This is a genomic window from Cryobacterium sp. TMT1-2-2 (genome assembly GCF_004403505.1).
Classification (GTDB): Bacteria; Actinomycetota; Actinomycetes; order Actinomycetales; family Microbacteriaceae; genus Cryobacterium; species Cryobacterium flavum.
In genome coordinates this window covers 314,221-329,705 of record NZ_SOGS01000002.1, presented here as the reverse complement: position 1 = coordinate 329,705, position 15,485 = coordinate 314,221, and the positions used below count along the sequence as shown (strand labels likewise).

Annotated in this window: 14 protein-coding genes and 1 tRNA gene; 3 read left to right on the top strand and 12 right to left on the bottom strand. The window is 65.4% G+C overall.

Features of this window, described 5'->3' with window-relative positions:
* Position 1: 1 nt before the first annotated feature.
* The 4 genes from E3T35_RS20130 to E3T35_RS01685 form a co-directional block, all read right to left on the bottom strand.
* Complete coding sequence (locus E3T35_RS20130) at positions 2-2,146, bottom strand: helix-turn-helix transcriptional regulator (protein ID WP_370449285.1); 2,145 nt, start codon at positions 2,144-2,146, stop codon at positions 2-4.
* A gap of 66 nt (positions 2,147-2,212) precedes the next feature.
* The gene (locus E3T35_RS01695) at positions 2,213-3,151 is read right to left on the bottom strand and encodes an FKBP-type peptidyl-prolyl cis-trans isomerase (RefSeq protein WP_092340154.1); all 939 of its coding nucleotides are present in this window, start codon (positions 3,149-3,151) and stop codon (positions 2,213-2,215) included.
* Between the two features lie 120 nt (positions 3,152-3,271).
* Positions 3,272-4,273, bottom strand: coding sequence for a tRNA (adenine-N1)-methyltransferase (locus E3T35_RS01690; protein ID WP_134343955.1), 1,002 nt, complete (start codon positions 4,271-4,273; stop codon positions 3,272-3,274).
* Positions 4,270-5,037, bottom strand: coding sequence for an HAD family phosphatase (locus tag E3T35_RS01685; protein ID WP_255574972.1), 768 nt, complete (start codon positions 5,035-5,037; stop codon positions 4,270-4,272). Before E3T35_RS01685 ends, E3T35_RS01690 begins: the two co-directional genes overlap by 4 nt.
* Positions 5,038-5,118: 81 nt before the next feature.
* Here E3T35_RS01685 and E3T35_RS01680 point away from each other — a divergent pair, with 81 nt between their 5' ends.
* Positions 5,119-6,087: a PAC2 family protein gene (locus tag E3T35_RS01680; RefSeq protein WP_134377698.1), complete on the top strand. Its 969-nt coding sequence runs from the start codon at positions 5,119-5,121 to the stop codon at positions 6,085-6,087.
* A gap of 3 nt (positions 6,088-6,090) precedes the next feature.
* On the opposite strand, the gene mshC is transcribed toward E3T35_RS01680, so the two are convergent.
* The 3 genes from mshC to E3T35_RS01665 all read right to left on the bottom strand — a co-directional run bounded on the left by mshC (position 6,091) and on the right by E3T35_RS01665 (position 9,758).
* Positions 6,091-7,398 (bottom strand): cysteine--1-D-myo-inosityl 2-amino-2-deoxy-alpha-D-glucopyranoside ligase, encoded by a 1,308-nt coding sequence (gene mshC, locus E3T35_RS01675; protein ID WP_134377697.1) that lies wholly within the window; start codon positions 7,396-7,398, stop codon positions 6,091-6,093.
* Between the two features lie 66 nt (positions 7,399-7,464).
* Positions 7,465-8,319: an undecaprenyl-diphosphate phosphatase gene (locus E3T35_RS01670; RefSeq protein ID WP_104090301.1), complete on the bottom strand. Its 855-nt coding sequence runs from the start codon at positions 8,317-8,319 to the stop codon at positions 7,465-7,467.
* Positions 8,320-8,390: 71 nt separating this feature from the next.
* Positions 8,391-9,758, bottom strand: a complete 1,368-nt coding sequence (locus E3T35_RS01665) for a M20/M25/M40 family metallo-hydrolase (RefSeq protein WP_134377696.1) — start codon at positions 9,756-9,758, stop codon at positions 8,391-8,393.
* Between the two features lie 106 nt (positions 9,759-9,864).
* Here E3T35_RS01665 and E3T35_RS01660 point away from each other — a divergent pair.
* Positions 9,865-9,949: transfer RNA gene (locus E3T35_RS01660), tRNA-Leu, on the top strand.
* Positions 9,950-10,039: 90 nt separating this feature from the next.
* Here E3T35_RS01660 and E3T35_RS01655 read toward each other — a convergent pair.
* From E3T35_RS01655 to E3T35_RS01640, 4 genes are all read right to left on the bottom strand, one after another.
* On the bottom strand, positions 10,040-10,915 hold the full coding sequence (locus E3T35_RS01655; protein WP_134377695.1) for an ABC transporter permease: 876 nt from the start codon (positions 10,913-10,915) through the stop codon (positions 10,040-10,042).
* Complete coding sequence (locus E3T35_RS01650; RefSeq protein ID WP_134377694.1) at positions 10,902-11,876, bottom strand: ABC transporter ATP-binding protein; 975 nt, start codon at positions 11,874-11,876, stop codon at positions 10,902-10,904. Before E3T35_RS01650 ends, E3T35_RS01655 begins: the two co-directional genes overlap by 14 nt.
* Positions 11,873-12,964: a sigma-E factor regulatory protein RseB domain-containing protein gene (locus E3T35_RS01645; protein WP_241988688.1), complete on the bottom strand. Its 1,092-nt coding sequence runs from the start codon at positions 12,962-12,964 to the stop codon at positions 11,873-11,875. The genes E3T35_RS01650 and E3T35_RS01645 overlap by 4 nt, the downstream gene beginning before the upstream one ends.
* Positions 12,965-13,070: 106 nt before the next feature.
* The gene (locus tag E3T35_RS01640; protein WP_092340146.1) at positions 13,071-13,451 is read right to left on the bottom strand and encodes a hypothetical protein; all 381 of its coding nucleotides are present in this window, start codon (positions 13,449-13,451) and stop codon (positions 13,071-13,073) included.
* A gap of 91 nt (positions 13,452-13,542) precedes the next feature.
* On the opposite strand from E3T35_RS01640, the gene E3T35_RS01635 reads away from it, so the two are divergent.
* Positions 13,543-14,442, top strand: a complete 900-nt coding sequence (locus E3T35_RS01635) for a hypothetical protein (protein ID WP_134377692.1) — start codon at positions 13,543-13,545, stop codon at positions 14,440-14,442.
* Here the strand turns inward: E3T35_RS01635 and E3T35_RS01630 are convergent.
* Positions 14,439-15,374 (bottom strand): DnaJ domain-containing protein, encoded by a 936-nt coding sequence (locus tag E3T35_RS01630; protein WP_134343963.1) that lies wholly within the window; start codon positions 15,372-15,374, stop codon positions 14,439-14,441. The genes E3T35_RS01635 and E3T35_RS01630 overlap by 4 nt on opposite strands.
* Positions 15,375-15,485: the final 111 nt, after the last annotated feature.

Here is a 15,485-nt window from a genome sequence, read left to right as displayed (position 1 = left end):
GCTACTCCTGCTCCGTCGGGCGCTGGCGGTCGGCGGCGTACTGGGCGAACCCGGCTGCGGCCCAGTCAGCGACCGCCTGGCGTGATTCGGCAGGTTCGAGAACGGTGACGATGCCGGCCAGGCCGGTGACCAGACGCTTGAGCGCGTGGGAATGGGCGACGCGCAGTGTGGTGCGAGTGCGTTCGCCCGATCCGACCGGCTCTGCGCGTTCGGGGCGGTAATCCGCCAGCAACGGCAGCGCCGTGGTCGGGAGCTCGAGTCGCACATCGACGTCTGTGGTCGACGCCTGAAACAGGGTATCGGGCAGAACCAGGTCGGTCGGGTGCGTGCTGCGTGGCACGTCCGTCACGCGCGGTTCGCTCATGCGGTCCAGTCGGAACGTTCGGACGGCTTCGCGGAGGTGGCACCAGCCGCGCAAGTACCAGTCGTTGTCGACGGACTCTAGGCGCAGCGGGTCGACAAGCCGGTGTTCCTGGCCCCCGCGAGCGTTCAGATAGTCGAACTCAACCTGCATCTGCGTGCTGAGCGCCGTCTGGACGATGTCGCGGGTGGTGCCGGCATCGCGCTGGGCGACGGCCACCTGGGTCGGGGGCGCCGATGCGCTGCGGGTCAGCTTGGCCATCAGCGATGCGATGGCGTCGGTATCGGCATTGTCGGGCAGTGCCGACAGGTATTGCAGACCGGCGATCAACGCCGCGGCCTCGCGGGCGGAGAATCGCGGGGAATCGTCGATGGCGACCTGATGCGTGAGCACGATCCGATCGTTTGATTCGAATTCGTCCCAGAGGATGTCAAACAGGTCGCCGTGCAGGTACTGGCGGGTCTCCCCGGGGATGCCGGACAGGGCAATGAGGCTGACCAGACCACGAACCCGTTCCGCCGACAGATCGAAGTGCTTCGCCACCTCGGTGACACTGACGCGCCCCTGATCGATAAGGTACGGAACGAGGGACAGCAGCAGCGTGAGCTGGTCGCCGGCCACCCGGGGTTGGGAAGCTGCACCCGACCGCGCGCGCAGCGACGGTGTTCGGCGGCGAGGCGTACTTCCGGACGATCCGGCGGGCCGGGGGCCCGCATGAGCGTCCCTGACGGCGAGCAGCCGATTCTCCACCGCCGAGCGCAGGGCGAGCGGACTCTCGACGACTACTTCCGGGCCAAATCCAGCCAGTTCGTCGGCGAGGATATTCAGGTCGGTGAAGTGCAGGAGGCGCTCGACTCCGGCGGACTGCTGGCCTGGGGGTACCGGGTGCTGCGCCGCCTGGCGCGCGCCGAGACGAACAGCGGCGTCGGACCCGGGCACGACGGCGATGCGGGCGATATTACCGGCCCAGAGAGCCTCGAGTTCGGCCAGGGCTCGAGCACTGTCGGTCGCACAGTCGATAACCGGACCCGGAGTCGCGTTGGCGACCGCAGCCGCTGTGCTGACGACTGCGACAGCGCCGACGATGCGAGACAGCAGAAACGTGCGTGGGGCGTGAACGGCCTCATCCGTGGCGTACAGGTGCCAGCGGCCTTCGTGCTGCACGAGCGCGCGCGGAGCAACCACACGACGCGCCGGTGTGGTTTCCCCCGGCTTGAGGTACAGAAAAACCACGACCTGCGCACGGTCAAGCGCCTTGCTGAGTGGTTCGAAACTCGCATCGCGCGTGCGCAGTAAGGGCGCGTAGCCGAGTACCGGTTCGCTCGGTTCAATGCCGAGCGAGTTCAACTTCATCAGGGCACGGCGAGATTCCCCCGACAGGGATCCTTCGCGCCACACCGTGCCTGCCAGTTTCAGGAGGGACACCTCGCTGGGAGTGAAGGTCACGTCGGCGGGCAGGTCGTAGAGACCCTTCGGAATTCGATAGCGCAGAAAATGGTTACTTCCCGGATCGTCCGGGGGCTCAATCGTCTCGAGCGGAATGCCCAGCTCACGGAGGTCGTCCTTGTCGCGTTCAAACTGGCGCTCCAGGCTCTCGTTCGAACCGGCGGGTACATAGCGCTGCCGGTAGCCCTGCACGTTCTGGAGGATGTCGGCCTTGGTCAACCCCGAATCCGTCGCCACGAGGGCCAAGACCAGGCTGAACAGTCGCTCAGGAGCCGTGATCGCCGATGGTTTGGGACCGGTTTCCTCGGTCGAATCGGGATGCGGAGGCGTCGAAGTCACTGTATGATCCTATCGCCCGAACCAGGCGTCAGACGCGGGGGCACGGGCGCGGTGGGAACGCCACAATCAGTTGATGCCCAGAATATCGACCGAGTACACCAGCGTTGAACCAGCCGGGACCTGGCCCTGCGCCGCTGGGCCAAAGCCCAGCGCTGGCGGAACGACAACGACCAGCTGGGAGCCAACGGTTTGACCAGAAATCGCGGTGGCCAGGCCCTGCGGAAGGTCAGAAAGTGGCACGACCCGAGGCGTTCTCGTCGCCCACGTGGACTCGAAGACCTTGTCACTCGCCCACAAGAGGCCGGTGTAGTGGATCACCACGGTAGCGTCTGACGCGACCTTCTCGCCGGTTCCCTTCTTGAGCACGCCGAATTCCAGCGCCTTCGGCACATCACCGGAGGGAAGGACAATTCCAGGGGTACCGTCGGCATCGAGGACGACGGCAGGAAGACCGTTCGCGACGGCCTGGTCGGCTCCATCTGCTCGCGGCAGGAAGGCCTTCACGATGTCAACAACGAGCACGAGAGAATCCGTCGCGCTGACGCGCAGTTGATCGTTGACGCCGATGCCGTCGTCCGGCGCAATGACGACCGCGATGCGCTCACCCACGCGCGCACAGACCAGACCGGCGACAAATCCGGGATTGGTAGCATCGCCCAGTCCGAACTCCACGGCGGTACTGCCGTCGAAAGCGCTCAGCTGCAGAGGCTCGCCGGTCGTGCCGTTGTACAGGTTCGACTCGACGGAGACCATCTGGCCGGGAACGACCTGCGGCCCTGAACCCGCGATGATTTCGGTGCGCTGCGTAGTGGATGACTTCAAGGGTGTCGGAAAGCTGATGTCCGGAACAGCGCCGAAATCACCGGTCACCGAGACCAGTTTCGACGCGGCGCCCGAGGGCGCCCCAGCGTCACAGGATGCCTGAGCAGTGCCGGGGCCGGCACACGCGGTCAGTGCCGTCATCACGAGGCCGGCGGTGATGATCAGCGCGGATGCTTTGCGCACAGGTCCTTCTTTCAGTACAGGGTGGTGCGCAGGGTGGATCTGTTGCGCGGGTGTGAGGGGTGCGGGTGCTACGGGGGCGCAGGCTTCGGCGTGGTACAACCAGAAGGGCCGGGACCCATCCTAACCGGCGTCGAGGCCTCGGGCCTTGGAAAGCTCCGCGCTGGATCCCGCGACGCGCACGCGCTTGCGCATGACCTTCGCGCTGACGTTGCGCTCGCCGAGCGCTCCCGGCGTCCAGGCTTCGACATCGGCGTCGCTGAAGTCCGTCTTCGACGGACGCCGCTTCAATTCGGGCAGGATCGTGTCGGGCGCGAGGCGACGAGCCGTGATCAGAAAACCGGTGTGGCCGATCATGCGGTGGTCGGGTCGTACCGCGAGACCTTCCACATGCCATCCGCGAATCATCGTTTCGTTGGAATCCGGATTGGTGTAAAAACCGGTACCGCGGATGGCCTCGGCCACGCGGGACAGCTGCGTCACCGTAGCGACGTAGCAGAGCAGCACTCCCCCGGGCTTGAGAGCTTCGGAGACTGCGCCCAGGCATTCCCAAGGTGCCAGCATGTCCAGGACCACCCGGTCGACGCTGTGCGACGGCATAGTGTCGGGCAGCGTCTCGGCGAGGTCGCCGAGCGTGATGGTCCAGTTCTGCGGATCGTTTCCGAGGAAGGTGGCGATGTTGTCGCGGGCGACATCGGCGAATTCTTCACGCCGTTCAAAGGATGCGAGACGGCCGGCCGGTCCGATTGCGCGAAGCAGCCAGAGAGACAGCGCCCCCGAACCGACTCCGGCCTCGACGACAGTGGCACCGGGAAAGATGTCCGCCTGCGCCAGAATCTGGGCAGCGTCCTTGGGATAGATGATGGCGGCACCGCGCGGCATACTCATCACGAAGTCCACCAGCAGCGGACGCAGCGCGAGGTGTTCAACGCCGACGTTGTTGGTGACGACCGAACCGTCGGGCTGCCCGATGATGTCGTCGTGCGCGAGAATGCCGCGATGGGTGTGAAAGGTCAGGCCTTCCTGAAGGGTGATGGTGTTCATGCGCCCTTTGGGCCCGGTGAGTTGCACCCGGTCGCCAATGCGAAAGAGTCCACTGTTTTGAATAACCTGGTTGCTGCTCATGCGAGTGGTGCGCTTTCGTTGCGGGCGAACCCGGTGGGGGCGAGAGGATGAACGGGAGCGGCCGAATCGGAACGCTCTGAGGAGTGGAACAACGCCGCAATGTCGTGGATCGTTCGCCCGTCGAGCGTCGACCAGCGCGTGTACAGGGCGCTCTCCGGCAGGTCGATCTGGTGGGGAACGGCGATGGTGATGGTGCCGGCAGCGACGGCGGATTCGACACCCGGCCCGGAATCCTCGATCGCGATGCATTCCGCCGGGTTGACGCCGAGTTGTCGGGCGGCGACCAGGTAGGGATCCGGATGCGGCTTGCTGTTTTCGACCATGTCGCCGGCGACGACAACGTCGAAGGCTGCAAAGTCGATGAGGTCGATGATCTGGCGGGCCATCCGCTCCACCGACATGGTGACGAGCGCAGTCGGCACGCCGGCCACCTTCAGCTGCTGCAGGAGCTCACGAGAACCGGGACGCCAGGGAATGCCGTGTTCGGCCAGCTGCTCCTGCACGCGGTCGGTGAGGCGCGCGACGATGGCATCCGGGGTGAGATCCACCCCGCGCGATTGCAGGATCGCTGCCGAGTTCCACAGTCCGGACCCGACCAGCAGCATGCCGTCGTCGTGGGTCCAGACACCGCCGAATTCGGCTACCAGCTCGGTTTCCGCGCGCATCCAGTACGGTTCGGTGTCAACGATCGTGCCGTCCATGTCCCAGAGGACAGCGGCGGGGAGGGAAGCGGGCGTGGGCAGCGGCAGAGGAAAAACATTCACGGGGTTCAAGTGTAGGGCCACCGCCTATCCTTGACTGAAGGCCCTCCACGCGGAAGGCACGAGGAATTGAGGACAAACACGGTGGCTGACGGTAATGGGTTTCTGGGCGGACGGCTGCTGGTCGTTGCTTTCGAAGGCTGGAATGACGCCGGCGAGGCCGCAACGGGCGCGGTTCGCGCGCTGAAGGAACTCCTCGACGTCGAGATGATCACCGAGGTCGATCCGGAGTTGTACTTCGATTACCAGTTCAATCGGCCGACCGTGTCAACCAATGAAGATGGTGTGCGCTCGCTCGGCTGGCCGAGCGCGATCATGTACGGCCCGACGAATCCCGGTGTGACCGGTGTGCCGCTGGCCGACGACGCGCAGCTGCGCGTCAGCGGAACGAATGCTGGCAACATCTACCTGCTGATCGGTACGGAGCCGTCGCGCAGTTGGAAGAGTTTTGCGGCGGAGATTCTCGACGCCGCCCTCGCCGCTGACGTGAGCGGCGTCGTGTTCCTCGGGGCGATGCTCGCCGATGTTCCGCATACCCGGCCCATTTCGATCTTCGTGTCAAGCGATAACGCCCAGGTGCGCGCCGAACTGCAGATCGAACGCAGTAATTACGAGGGTCCGGTTGGCATTCTCAGCGTTCTGTCGGACGCCGCGGAGACGGTGGGAATTCCTACCCTGTCGATTTGGGCATCCGTTCCCCACTACGTGCACAACGCACCGTCGCCCAAGGCGATGCTCGCTTTGATCGACAAGCTGGAAGAGGTCATCGACGTGGTGATCCCCCGGGGCGTGCTGGTAACCGAGGCCGCCGATTGGGAGAGCGGTATCGATGTGCTGGCCGGTGAGGATGAGGAGATGGCCGCGTACATCGCCCAGCTGGAGCAGGCCCGCGACACGGTCGACTCGCCGGAGGCGAGCGGCGAGGCCATCGCGCAGGAATTCGAGAAGTACCTGCGAAAGCGCGGTACCGACGGACGCGACGGACGTGCCGATGGTCGGCCAGACGGCCGCTCCGACGGGCCCGGCACCAGGCCCGACGGGCCACGGCACTAGGCCTTACAGAGCGACGCCGAGGAGAGCGCTGATGGCCTGATTGACCAGTGCGACGTCATCGAGCTCACTGGCGACCGCGTCGTCAATGAGCTGCAGGGCCTGTGGTGTGTCCAGGTCGTGGCGTAGTGCGAGGCGGAGGGCGTCGACCAGAGCGGAAGCCGAACCAGGTGTAGCTGTACTGGCGGCACCCTCGGAGGCGTTCACGGCGACCGTGCCGAGCGACGCAGCACCGAACGCCGCCGACCAGGCGGACAGGCGCGCGACGGCCTCGTCCAGGAGCGCGGCGGTCCATTCCCAGTCGGTTCGGTAGTGCCGGGCCAGCAGGGCCAGCCGGATCGCGCGCGGGTCAAAATTCTGGGCACGAAGTCTCGAGACCAGTACAAGGTTGCCGAGGGACTTGCTCATCTTCTCGCCCCGGTAGGCGACCATGCCAGTGTGGCTGTAGACCCCGGCGAGCGGATGCCCGGACAGCGCCTCCGCGTGCCCGGCGCTCATATCGTGGTGCGGAAAGATCAGGTCTGATCCGCCACCCTGCACGGTGAAGTCGGTCCCGAGCTCTTTGAGGGCGATGACCGAACACTCGATGTGCCAACCGGGGCGCCCGGCGCCGACGGGCGATTCCCAGACGGGTTCGCCGGCGCGCGCCGCCTTCCAGAGCAGCGGGTCGAGGCGATCGCGCTTGCCTGCCCGGTCGGGGTCTCCCCCGCGCTCGGCGAAGAGGCAGAGCATGCTGACCGGGTCGAGGTTGCTCTCGTCGCCCAGGGTCCAGTTCGTGCTGGCTTCGGCGGCCTGAATATCGAAATAGAGGTCGGCGGCGATCGTTCCGTCGGCGCCGGCGATGGCGTCGTCGGTCGGTACCGGGTAGGCCAGTCCGGCTTGCTGCAGCAGCGCGACGGCAGCGGCGACCTCGTCAATGACCTCGGTCACGGCGACGAAGTCGTTCGGCGGAATGATGCCGAGGGCCTGCATGTCGGTGCGGAACAGATCAACCTGGGACTCGGCCAGGTCGCGCCAGTTGACGCCGGTGGCGCTCGCCCGCTCCAGGAGCGGGTCGTCGACATCCGTCACGTTCTGGGCGTAGTGCACACGAAACCCGGCGTCGATCCAGACCCGCTGCAGGGTGTCGAAGGCGAGGTAAGTGTTTGCGTGGCCGATGTGGGTGGCGTCGTACGGCGTGATGCCGCAGACGTAGAGCCGGGCTGCATCGCGTGGCTGGGCCAGCACCAGGCTGTCAGTTTTCGTGTCATGGAGCCAGGGTGCACCCGACTCGCCGGGGACAGAGACAATTTCGGGTCGTTCCCATGCACGCATTGAACCAGCCTAGCTTTGATGCGGCAGTGGTTTCGCGCCCCGGCCGATCGGGCCGGGGCGTTATGGCTAGGCCGAGATGACGTTGGTGCCGAGAAGCACGAACAGCACGATGCCCAGCACGATGCGATAGATCACGAACGGCAGAAAACTCCGCTTAGAAATGTAGTTCATGAAGAACGCGATGACTCCGAGGGCGACGATGAAGGCAATGACCGTCGCGACCAATATTTCGAGCGGTCCGAAAATCTCCGGAGTGCACGTCGTCGCGCCGGCCAGGCAGGGATCGGCGATGGACTTGTAGACCTGGTAGAAGCCACTACCAAGCACGGCGGGAATCGCCAGCAGGAAGGCGTAGCGGGCCGCTGCGGCGCGTTCGTAGCCGAGGAACAGCCCCGCGGTGATGGTTCCCCCCGAACGGGACACGCCGGGGATTAGCGCGAGCGCCTGGGCGAAACCATAGATTGCGCCGTGCCCGTAGGTAATGTCTCGAAGTTGGCGCCTCTTGGCACCGACGTGGTCGGCGATGCCAAGCAGGATTCCAAAGACGATGAGCATGGTTGCGGTGATCCAGAGCGAGCGCAGCACGGTCTCGATCTGGTTTTGAAACAGCAGGCCGAGCACGATGATCGGCAGCGAGCCGAGGATGATCAGCCAGCCCATGCGGGCATCCGGATCCTTGCGGGAAACCCGGCCGGTGAGGGACTTGGCCCACTGGCCGATGATGCGCACGATGTCGCGCCAGAAGAAAATGACGACGGCAGCCTCGGTGCCGATCTGGGTGATGGCCGTGAACCGAGCCCCCGGGTCTTCACCGGTGCCGAGAAACTGGCCGACGATCGTGATGTGGGCACTCGACGACACCGGAAGAAATTCGGTCAGCCCCTGAACGAGGCCCAGGATGATCGCATTCAGAAAGTCCACGCGCTTCGCTTTCTCAGATTTTTTTCAGCTGACGCCGACTGAGCTCAAACCCGTTGGGATCGAACCTGGTGCTAGTAACTGGAGAACAGGTCGGTCAGAACCTGCCTGCCAAACACTAATGCGTCCAGCGGCACCCGCTCATCCACTCCGTGGAACATCGCAGGAAAGTCCAAGTCGGCCGGGAGGCGAAGTGGTGCAAAACCGTAGCCCTTGATGCCGAGCGTGCTGAGCGCCTTGTTGTCGGTTCCCGCCGACAACAGGTAGGGCAACACCGGGGCTCCGGGGTCGTGGCGCTCCAGAGTGCCCACGACGGCCTCGATCAGCGGTCCGCTGAATTCGGTCTCCAAACCGATATCGCGGTGCATCGTGACGATCTCTATGTCGGAACCGACAATCTCCTGAATCTGGGCGAGTACGAGGTCTTCCTCGCCCGGCAGCGATCGAATGTCGATGAGGGCTTCGGCCATGTCCGGGATGACGTTGTGCTTGTAGCCGGCGGTCAGGCCAGTGGGGTTGGCCGTCGTGCGCAGGCTGGCCTGAATGAAACCGGAAGCCGTGCCGGTAGCCAGGGCGAGTTCGTCGGGGCCGACCCGCTGCGGATCGACATCGAGAATGCGGGCGATTTCGCCGAGCAGCTGCTCGGTCGTATCGGTCAGGCGAATCGGCCACTCGTGCCGTCCGAGTTTCGCCACGGCGCCTGCAAGTCGGGTGATGGCGTTGTTCGGGTGCATGCGGGAGCCGTGTCCGGCCTCGCCGCGCGCGACGAGCTTGACCCAGATCAGCGCCTTCTCCCCGGTTTGCAGCAGGTAAGCGCGTTTGCCACCGAGCGTGATCGAGTAGCCACCAACCTCGCTGATGGCTTCGGTAGCCCCGTCGAACAGGTGCGGGTGTTCCTTGACCAGAAAGTGCGAACCAAGCACGCCGCCGGCCTCTTCGTCAGCGAAGAACGCGATGACGAGGTCACGCTCCGGTGCGCCCTGGGCGGCGATCACGTCCTGCAGGGAGGCCAGGATCATGGCGTCCATGTTCTTCATGTCGACGGCACCACGACCCCAGAGCAGTCCGTCCTTGATGACGCCGGCGAACGGATCAACGCTCCAGTTGGCCGCGTCGGCCGGCACAACGTCGAGGTGACCGTGCACGACCAGGGCGCTCCGCGACGCGTCGCGGCCCTTCACCCTGGCCACCACGCTCGTTCGGCCCGGTTCGGAATCGAACAGCTCGGGCTTCAGGCCGAGGCCGCGCAGCTTCTCGGCCACGTACTCGGCGGCATCCGTTTCGCCGTTGGAGCGACCCTCACCGTAGTTCGTGGTGTCGAAGCGGATGAGATCCCGCGCGATTTCGGCGGTCAGGTCGAGTTTCTGGGCGACCGCTGCGGGCGGGCTACCCACTGAATCAGCGGAAGTTGCGGCCGGGGGCACGTTCGAAAGGGAAGCCATGGTCAAACGCTACCCGTCGGCGCCGGCGCCGGTGACACAACGGGTGTTCTAATCCGTGCTAAGTTATTACCTCGGCAGCCGGTTCATCCGGAGGCCGTTTCACCCAGTCCGGGTGGCGGAATTGGTAGACGCGCTGGCTTGAGGTGCCAGTGCCCGTTAAGGGCGTGTGGGTTCAATTCCCATCTCGGACACGGAGATTTCTTGCGAGAAATCAACGAGGACTGGTTGAGACAGTTCACAGGGCCGGATCCATTGGATCCGGCCCTGTCTCGTTAACTCCGTCAGGACAGGATGTCCTTGGTCACGAAACGGCTGTAGGCCAGCGCCCCGAAAACGGCCAGGTAACCCAGCTGCACGATCGCATTCTGACCGAACGAGCCGAGGTCGAGAGGCTGCCGCAGCAGGTCGGCGAAACCGAGCCAGTAGTGGCTGAACAGCCACGGGTGCAGCCAGGACAGCTGCGGAATCACATCGAGGATCTGAGCGACCACCGAGACCACGATCGTCGCCGCCATGGCCCCGACGGGAACGTCGGTGAGCGTGGAAATGAACAGCCCGATCATCGACAGGCCCAGCAGGGACACCGTGACATAGGCCGCCACCAGCAGTGAGCGCGCGAGCGACTCGCTGACGCTGATGGTGTCGCCGGAGAGCAGCGTGACCGGGCCGACCGGGAAGAGCGCGGCCCCGATAATCGCTCCGGACACCGTGAGGGTCAGCGTCGCCACGAGGCAGAACAGGGCAGCTCCAGCATATTTGACGAGCAGGAGCCGCACACGGCCGGTCGGCGCCACCAGCAGATACCGCAGGGTGCCCAGGCCGGCTTCCCCGGCGATGGTATCCCCGGCGACCACACCGATGGTCAGCGGCAGGAACAGCGGGATAGCGACGACCATGGCGGTGAAGCCCACGAAAAGACCGTTCTGGGTCACTCGATCCAGAAACGGCGGTCCCTCCCCCGGGGCCAGCGCCTCCGACGACAGACGTACGGCCACAGCGAGCAGAATGGGGATGAGCGCCACGGCGACCAGCATGGCCCAGGTGCGGCGCCGACGAAACAGTACCGAGATTTCGGAGCCGAGCAGCGACCATCCGCTGCCGCGGCGCGCCGACACTACGCTCGGGCGTTCGCCCGGCAGAACCTCACTGGACGACATCGAAACCCTCCCCGGTCAGTGCGACGAAACGTTCTTCAAGGCTCGGTTCCTCGATCGCGAAGCCGCGAATGCGCACTTCGCCAGCCACGAGAGCCTTCACGATCGCCTCCGGCAGCCAGCTCGTGCCGACGAGCGGCGCGGTTACGATCGAGTCACCATCATCAGGCGATCCCGCCTGCGGCATCAGACCCAGGTGGGTGAGCACGCGCACCGCGCCCGCGGTATCCGGGGTACGCAGGCGGATCCGGGTCTCGCCGACCGCACGCAGAGCGGCCAGGGTGCCCTGGGCGACGATGCTGCCGGCGCTCATCACGGCGGCGTGCGTGCACATCTGTTCGACCTCGGCCAGCAGATGGCTGGAAACGAACACGGTCGTGCCCTCGGCGGCCAGTGAGCGCACCAGGCTGCGGACTTCCCGGGTGCCCTGGGGGTCGAGTCCGTTCGTGGGCTCATCGAGGATGAGCAGCTCCCTGGGGAGCAGCAAGGCGTTGGCGATGCCCAGCCGTTGCTTCATGCCAAGTGAATAGGCGTGCACCTTCTTGTCGGCGGCGTGGGTGAGGCCCACGCGTTCCAGGGCCAGCTGCACCCGAGCCCGGCGGGTCGCTCCTGGCGCGTACCGATCGGCGGTGTCCAGCCGCCGCAAGTTGGCCGCCCCGGAGAGAAAGGGATAAAAGGCGGGACCTTCAACCAGGGCGCCCACGCGGGGCAGAACATCGTGCAGCCCGGCCGGCATGCTCCGACCGAGCACGGTGATCGTTCCGCTGCTGGCCTGGCTGAGGGCCAGCAGCATGCGAATCGTGGTGGTCTTACCGGAACCGTTCGGACCGAGAAAACCGAAGACGGAACCGCGGGGAACGGCGAGGTCGATGCCGTTCACCGCGGTTTGGCTGCCAAACCGTTTGGTCAGCCCCCGACTCTCGATGGCGAGGCTTGGGGCGGGAGGGTTGAGCGCCGGGGTCACTCGGCGGCGGCCTGGAGCTGCGCCAATGGAACTGCCCCGGCGAAGACGCGACCGTCGGTGGCCAGGAATACCGTCAGGAGTGACGTGGTCAGTGCACGTCCGCCGGCGACGGGTTCGGTGAGCTGCTCAAGCACGGGATTATCGCCCACCTCGGCCGGTACGGCGAGGGCGGGCACCTCGATGATGCTGGACCAGCCGGTGCCCGTGATGACCGGGGACCCTCCCGCTGCCGGGCTGTGGTCACCCGTGTCGCTGGCGGCAGAGCCGTCGGGCTTGGTCGGGAAGGCCGGGGTCGTCACCGTGGCGGTAACCGGCGGCACGAAGTCGAATAGGTCAGCGTTTGGAGCGGAGAAGTCAATGGTGGTGAAGCCCACCTGAAGCGCGGGTGCGCTCTGGCCCCGGGCCTCGACGGTCACTTGCAGCGGCAGGCCGGTCTCGGAGTCCACCGCGATTGAAACGGATGCGACGAGGCTGTCGGTCGCTTTCGGCGTCAGGACCAGCTGATAGACGTTACGGCCGGCGACCCGGGCGTCGGTGCCCACCGAGACCGCTGTGCTCGGGTCAAGGTTGGCGAGGAAACGTTCGGCGAGCTGAGCCGGAGATGACAGGTCGGCCGGGAGCTGTGACTCGAGTTCGGCGGCCTTCGCCTGGGCGGTGGCGGCAAGATCGGCCGGAATGCTCAGATGAGTCGCCGCGTTCGTGCTCGAGTCGTACAACCAAACGTCGCTGCCGTTGCGCACGACATCGCGTTCAGCCATCCGGTCCTTGATCTGCACGCGGGACTGGCTCTCGCCACCGACGTACACACGAAACTCGTGGGAGCCGCTGAGCAATTCGAGGGCCGTGCTCACGGCAGCGGCCGACGACGTGCCGGGCATTCCCGCGCCCAGGTCAAGACTGGGCAGGCCAAGATCAGTGGTTTGGGCGACCGTTCCGGAGAAGATCGACACGGTGCTGTCGTTGACCAGGAGCAGAACCTGCTCGGCCGTCTTGTCGGGCAGATCGACGGCAGCACCGGCCGCAAGCGGCACGGCGATGACCGCTGCGACGACAACGGCCGGCACGACGATGGCAGGGAGCCACTTCAATGAATTGCGGGACATGATCAACGGCCCGATGCGTTCAGATTCATACCGAGATCGTACGCCCTGCGCGGTGTCCAACGGCCACGCGATCAGCGTACTTTCAGCAGAGTCAGGTCGGTTCGGGCGGGCTCAGCGCCTCATCGGTGATGCCGATGAACTGGCTGCCGATGCCGTCACACTCGGTGCGGCCAAAACCGGCGGCCGGTTCGGGCAACTCATCGAAACCGTGGTTGGAGCAGCTGATGTAGGTGAAAGTCGGCCACCATTTCTTCGGGCGAACAGCTTCGGTGTACCCGCAGATCGTGCACGTCAGCTGCGCCCAGACGGGCTTTTTGCCGGTGCGATTGGCTCGCGACTGCACCAGCCAGGCCGGCGGTTCGGCCTCTAGTTTGGCGAGCTGGCCCTCGCTGAGGCGTGAGGGAATTCCGTGGCGTGCCGCCATTTCCAACGGTATGTCCAGGCGCAGTGCTACTTCTCGTCGCGTAATCATCTTTGGACAACGATAGGCGCTCGGCGGTGCCCGCGCAGCATCCGCTCCCCCCCTGCGGATCCGATTTCGACCGCTATGGGAGAATGGCGAAATGTCTACACCTCTCTCCTCGCCCGGACTGCCCGTATCCCCGCTGGGACTGCTTCTTGACGTCGACGGTCCGATTGCGAGCCCGATCACGCGCACCATCGCGACATCGAGCATCCTGACCGATCTGATCACCCTCGCGGCCGGACACGTGCCGATCGCGTTCATCACGGGCCGGTCAGCCGATTTTATTCGCGAGCAGGTTGTCGCGCCGCTCGTCGCGGCCGGGCTGCCGGATTCCTTTCGCATGTACGGCGTCTGCGAGAAGGGCGCGGTGTGGTTTCCGATCGGGGTGGAAGGCATGGGAGACGTGGTCATCGATCAGAGTGTTGCCCTGCCGACCGCGGTCATCGACGAGGTGCGCCAGCTCGTCGCCGACTCGTTCTCGGCCGAGATGTTCTTTGATGAGACCAAGCAGGCGATGATCTCGGTCGAACAACGTACGGACGTGAGCCACGCGAATTATCTCGCCCGCCAATCCGGCTTCAACGAGGCCGCTTTTGCCCTCCTGGTGAAACACGGGCTCGGCGTTCGCTTCGACGATCGAGAGTCGCCAGACGAATCCGGGCAGGTTCCGTTTCGGCTGGATGCCACCATCATCTCCACCGACATCGAGTCGGTCACACTCGACAAAGACCATGCCGCCAAGCGAGCCCTCGCCTACTTTGCCGAGACCGGGCCGTTGCCCCGACTCTGGCGGTCGGTGGGCGATTCCCGCAGCGACTACCGCATGGCCGATCACCTGTACGAGGCCGGCTACGACGTGTCCCACGTTGACGTGCGGCCGTCCGACGGCATTTTGGACCGGCCTTATCCGGTGATCGTGATCGGCGACCAGATCCACGATGAAGCCGGGGCGACGTTTCTGCGCTACTGGGTCGAGAAGCTGGCCCTGCCCGCCTAGGTATTCACAAAACGGATGCCGTTTTGCAGGGTACTGCGCAGCTCGAACACTTTCTCGAAGCTGCCGCGTTCCATGCCGGCCAGTCCCTCGCGCAGCACGCCAACCAGGCGCGACCGCGGGATGATGATGATCATCGGCCGTCTGCCGCGCTTCGGCAGTGAGACCGCTTCGTCGAGCGCACCATCGGGGAGAACGACGATGAGCGCGGTGAAGCGCACCTTGAGCGCTCGGCTGATGGAGCGAGCGGCGTCCTCGAACTGGTGGATCGGGCGATCCTCCTCCGGTACTTCGTCGCCGGCCAGTTCGCCGCGGCGCAACTGCACCGCGCCGCCCCAGTCTTCGGAGAGCAGGCCGAACAGTCCGGCCGGGCCGAGGATGATGTGGTCGACTTTGTCGGTCTGGCCGCCGGTGTCGATGTCATGCCAGGCGGTGAAACCGATACCGAGATTGGCCACGAGCTGGGCCGTGGCCTCCTCGGCCAGGGCCTTGGCCAGGCAGTGCCGCACGAATCTCGGGGCACTGCGAATCAACGCGGGGGCGTACGGGTCGTCGATGACCGTGCCGCGGCCGGCCCATTCGCGTACTAGATCGAGGTATCTCAGGCGAGCCTGGCCGCCTGGGTGACCGTGCATGCGGGTTTTCAGGCTGGACTTGGTGGCCGGGCCGCGGGCGGACGGGGCGGCGTAGGCATCCGCTGGAGCGGTCGGGTCTGCATCACCGAAGCGGCGGCGATCGTAGGCGGCCCGGTTCTCGGGGCTGCCGATACGTTCCCAGGCGAGCTGCACGGCATGGAATTTGGTGGCACTTCCGCCGACGTCGGGGTGGGTCTGGCGCAGCAGCAGCCGATAGGCGCGACGCAACTCATCCTCGGTCGCGGTCGGACTCACTCCCAGGACCTCGTAGGGGGTGGATGCGGCCGGGCTGTCTTGCATCCTGGGCGGGACCTTTCGTGTTCGACGACAATCGATGCGAAATCGATCGGAAATTTACAATACCGTGCGATTCTGACACCGCGCCGAGGGTGCGCTGTACGGGTGATCGGG

Coding starts and splice junctions, on each gene's coding strand:
- E3T35_RS01690 (WP_134343955.1), bottom strand. CDS start 4,273: ATGAGCAGCAACCAGGTTATTCAAAACAGTGGACTCTTTCGCATTGGC.
- mshC (WP_134377697.1), bottom strand. CDS start 7,398: ATGCGTGCATGGGAACGACCCGAAATTGTCTCTGTCCCCGGCGAGTCG.
- E3T35_RS01665 (WP_134377696.1), bottom strand. CDS start 9,758: ATGGCTTCCCTTTCGAACGTGCCCCCGGCCGCAACTTCCGCTGATTCA.
- E3T35_RS01655 (WP_134377695.1), bottom strand. CDS start 10,915: ATGTCGTCCAGTGAGGTTCTGCCGGGCGAACGCCCGAGCGTAGTGTCG.
- E3T35_RS01640 (WP_092340146.1), bottom strand. CDS start 13,451: ATGATTACGCGACGAGAAGTAGCACTGCGCCTGGACATACCGTTGGAA.
- E3T35_RS01635 (WP_134377692.1), top strand. CDS start 13,543: ATGTCTACACCTCTCTCCTCGCCCGGACTGCCCGTATCCCCGCTGGGA.
- E3T35_RS01630 (WP_134343963.1), bottom strand. CDS start 15,374: ATGCAAGACAGCCCGGCCGCATCCACCCCCTACGAGGTCCTGGGAGTG.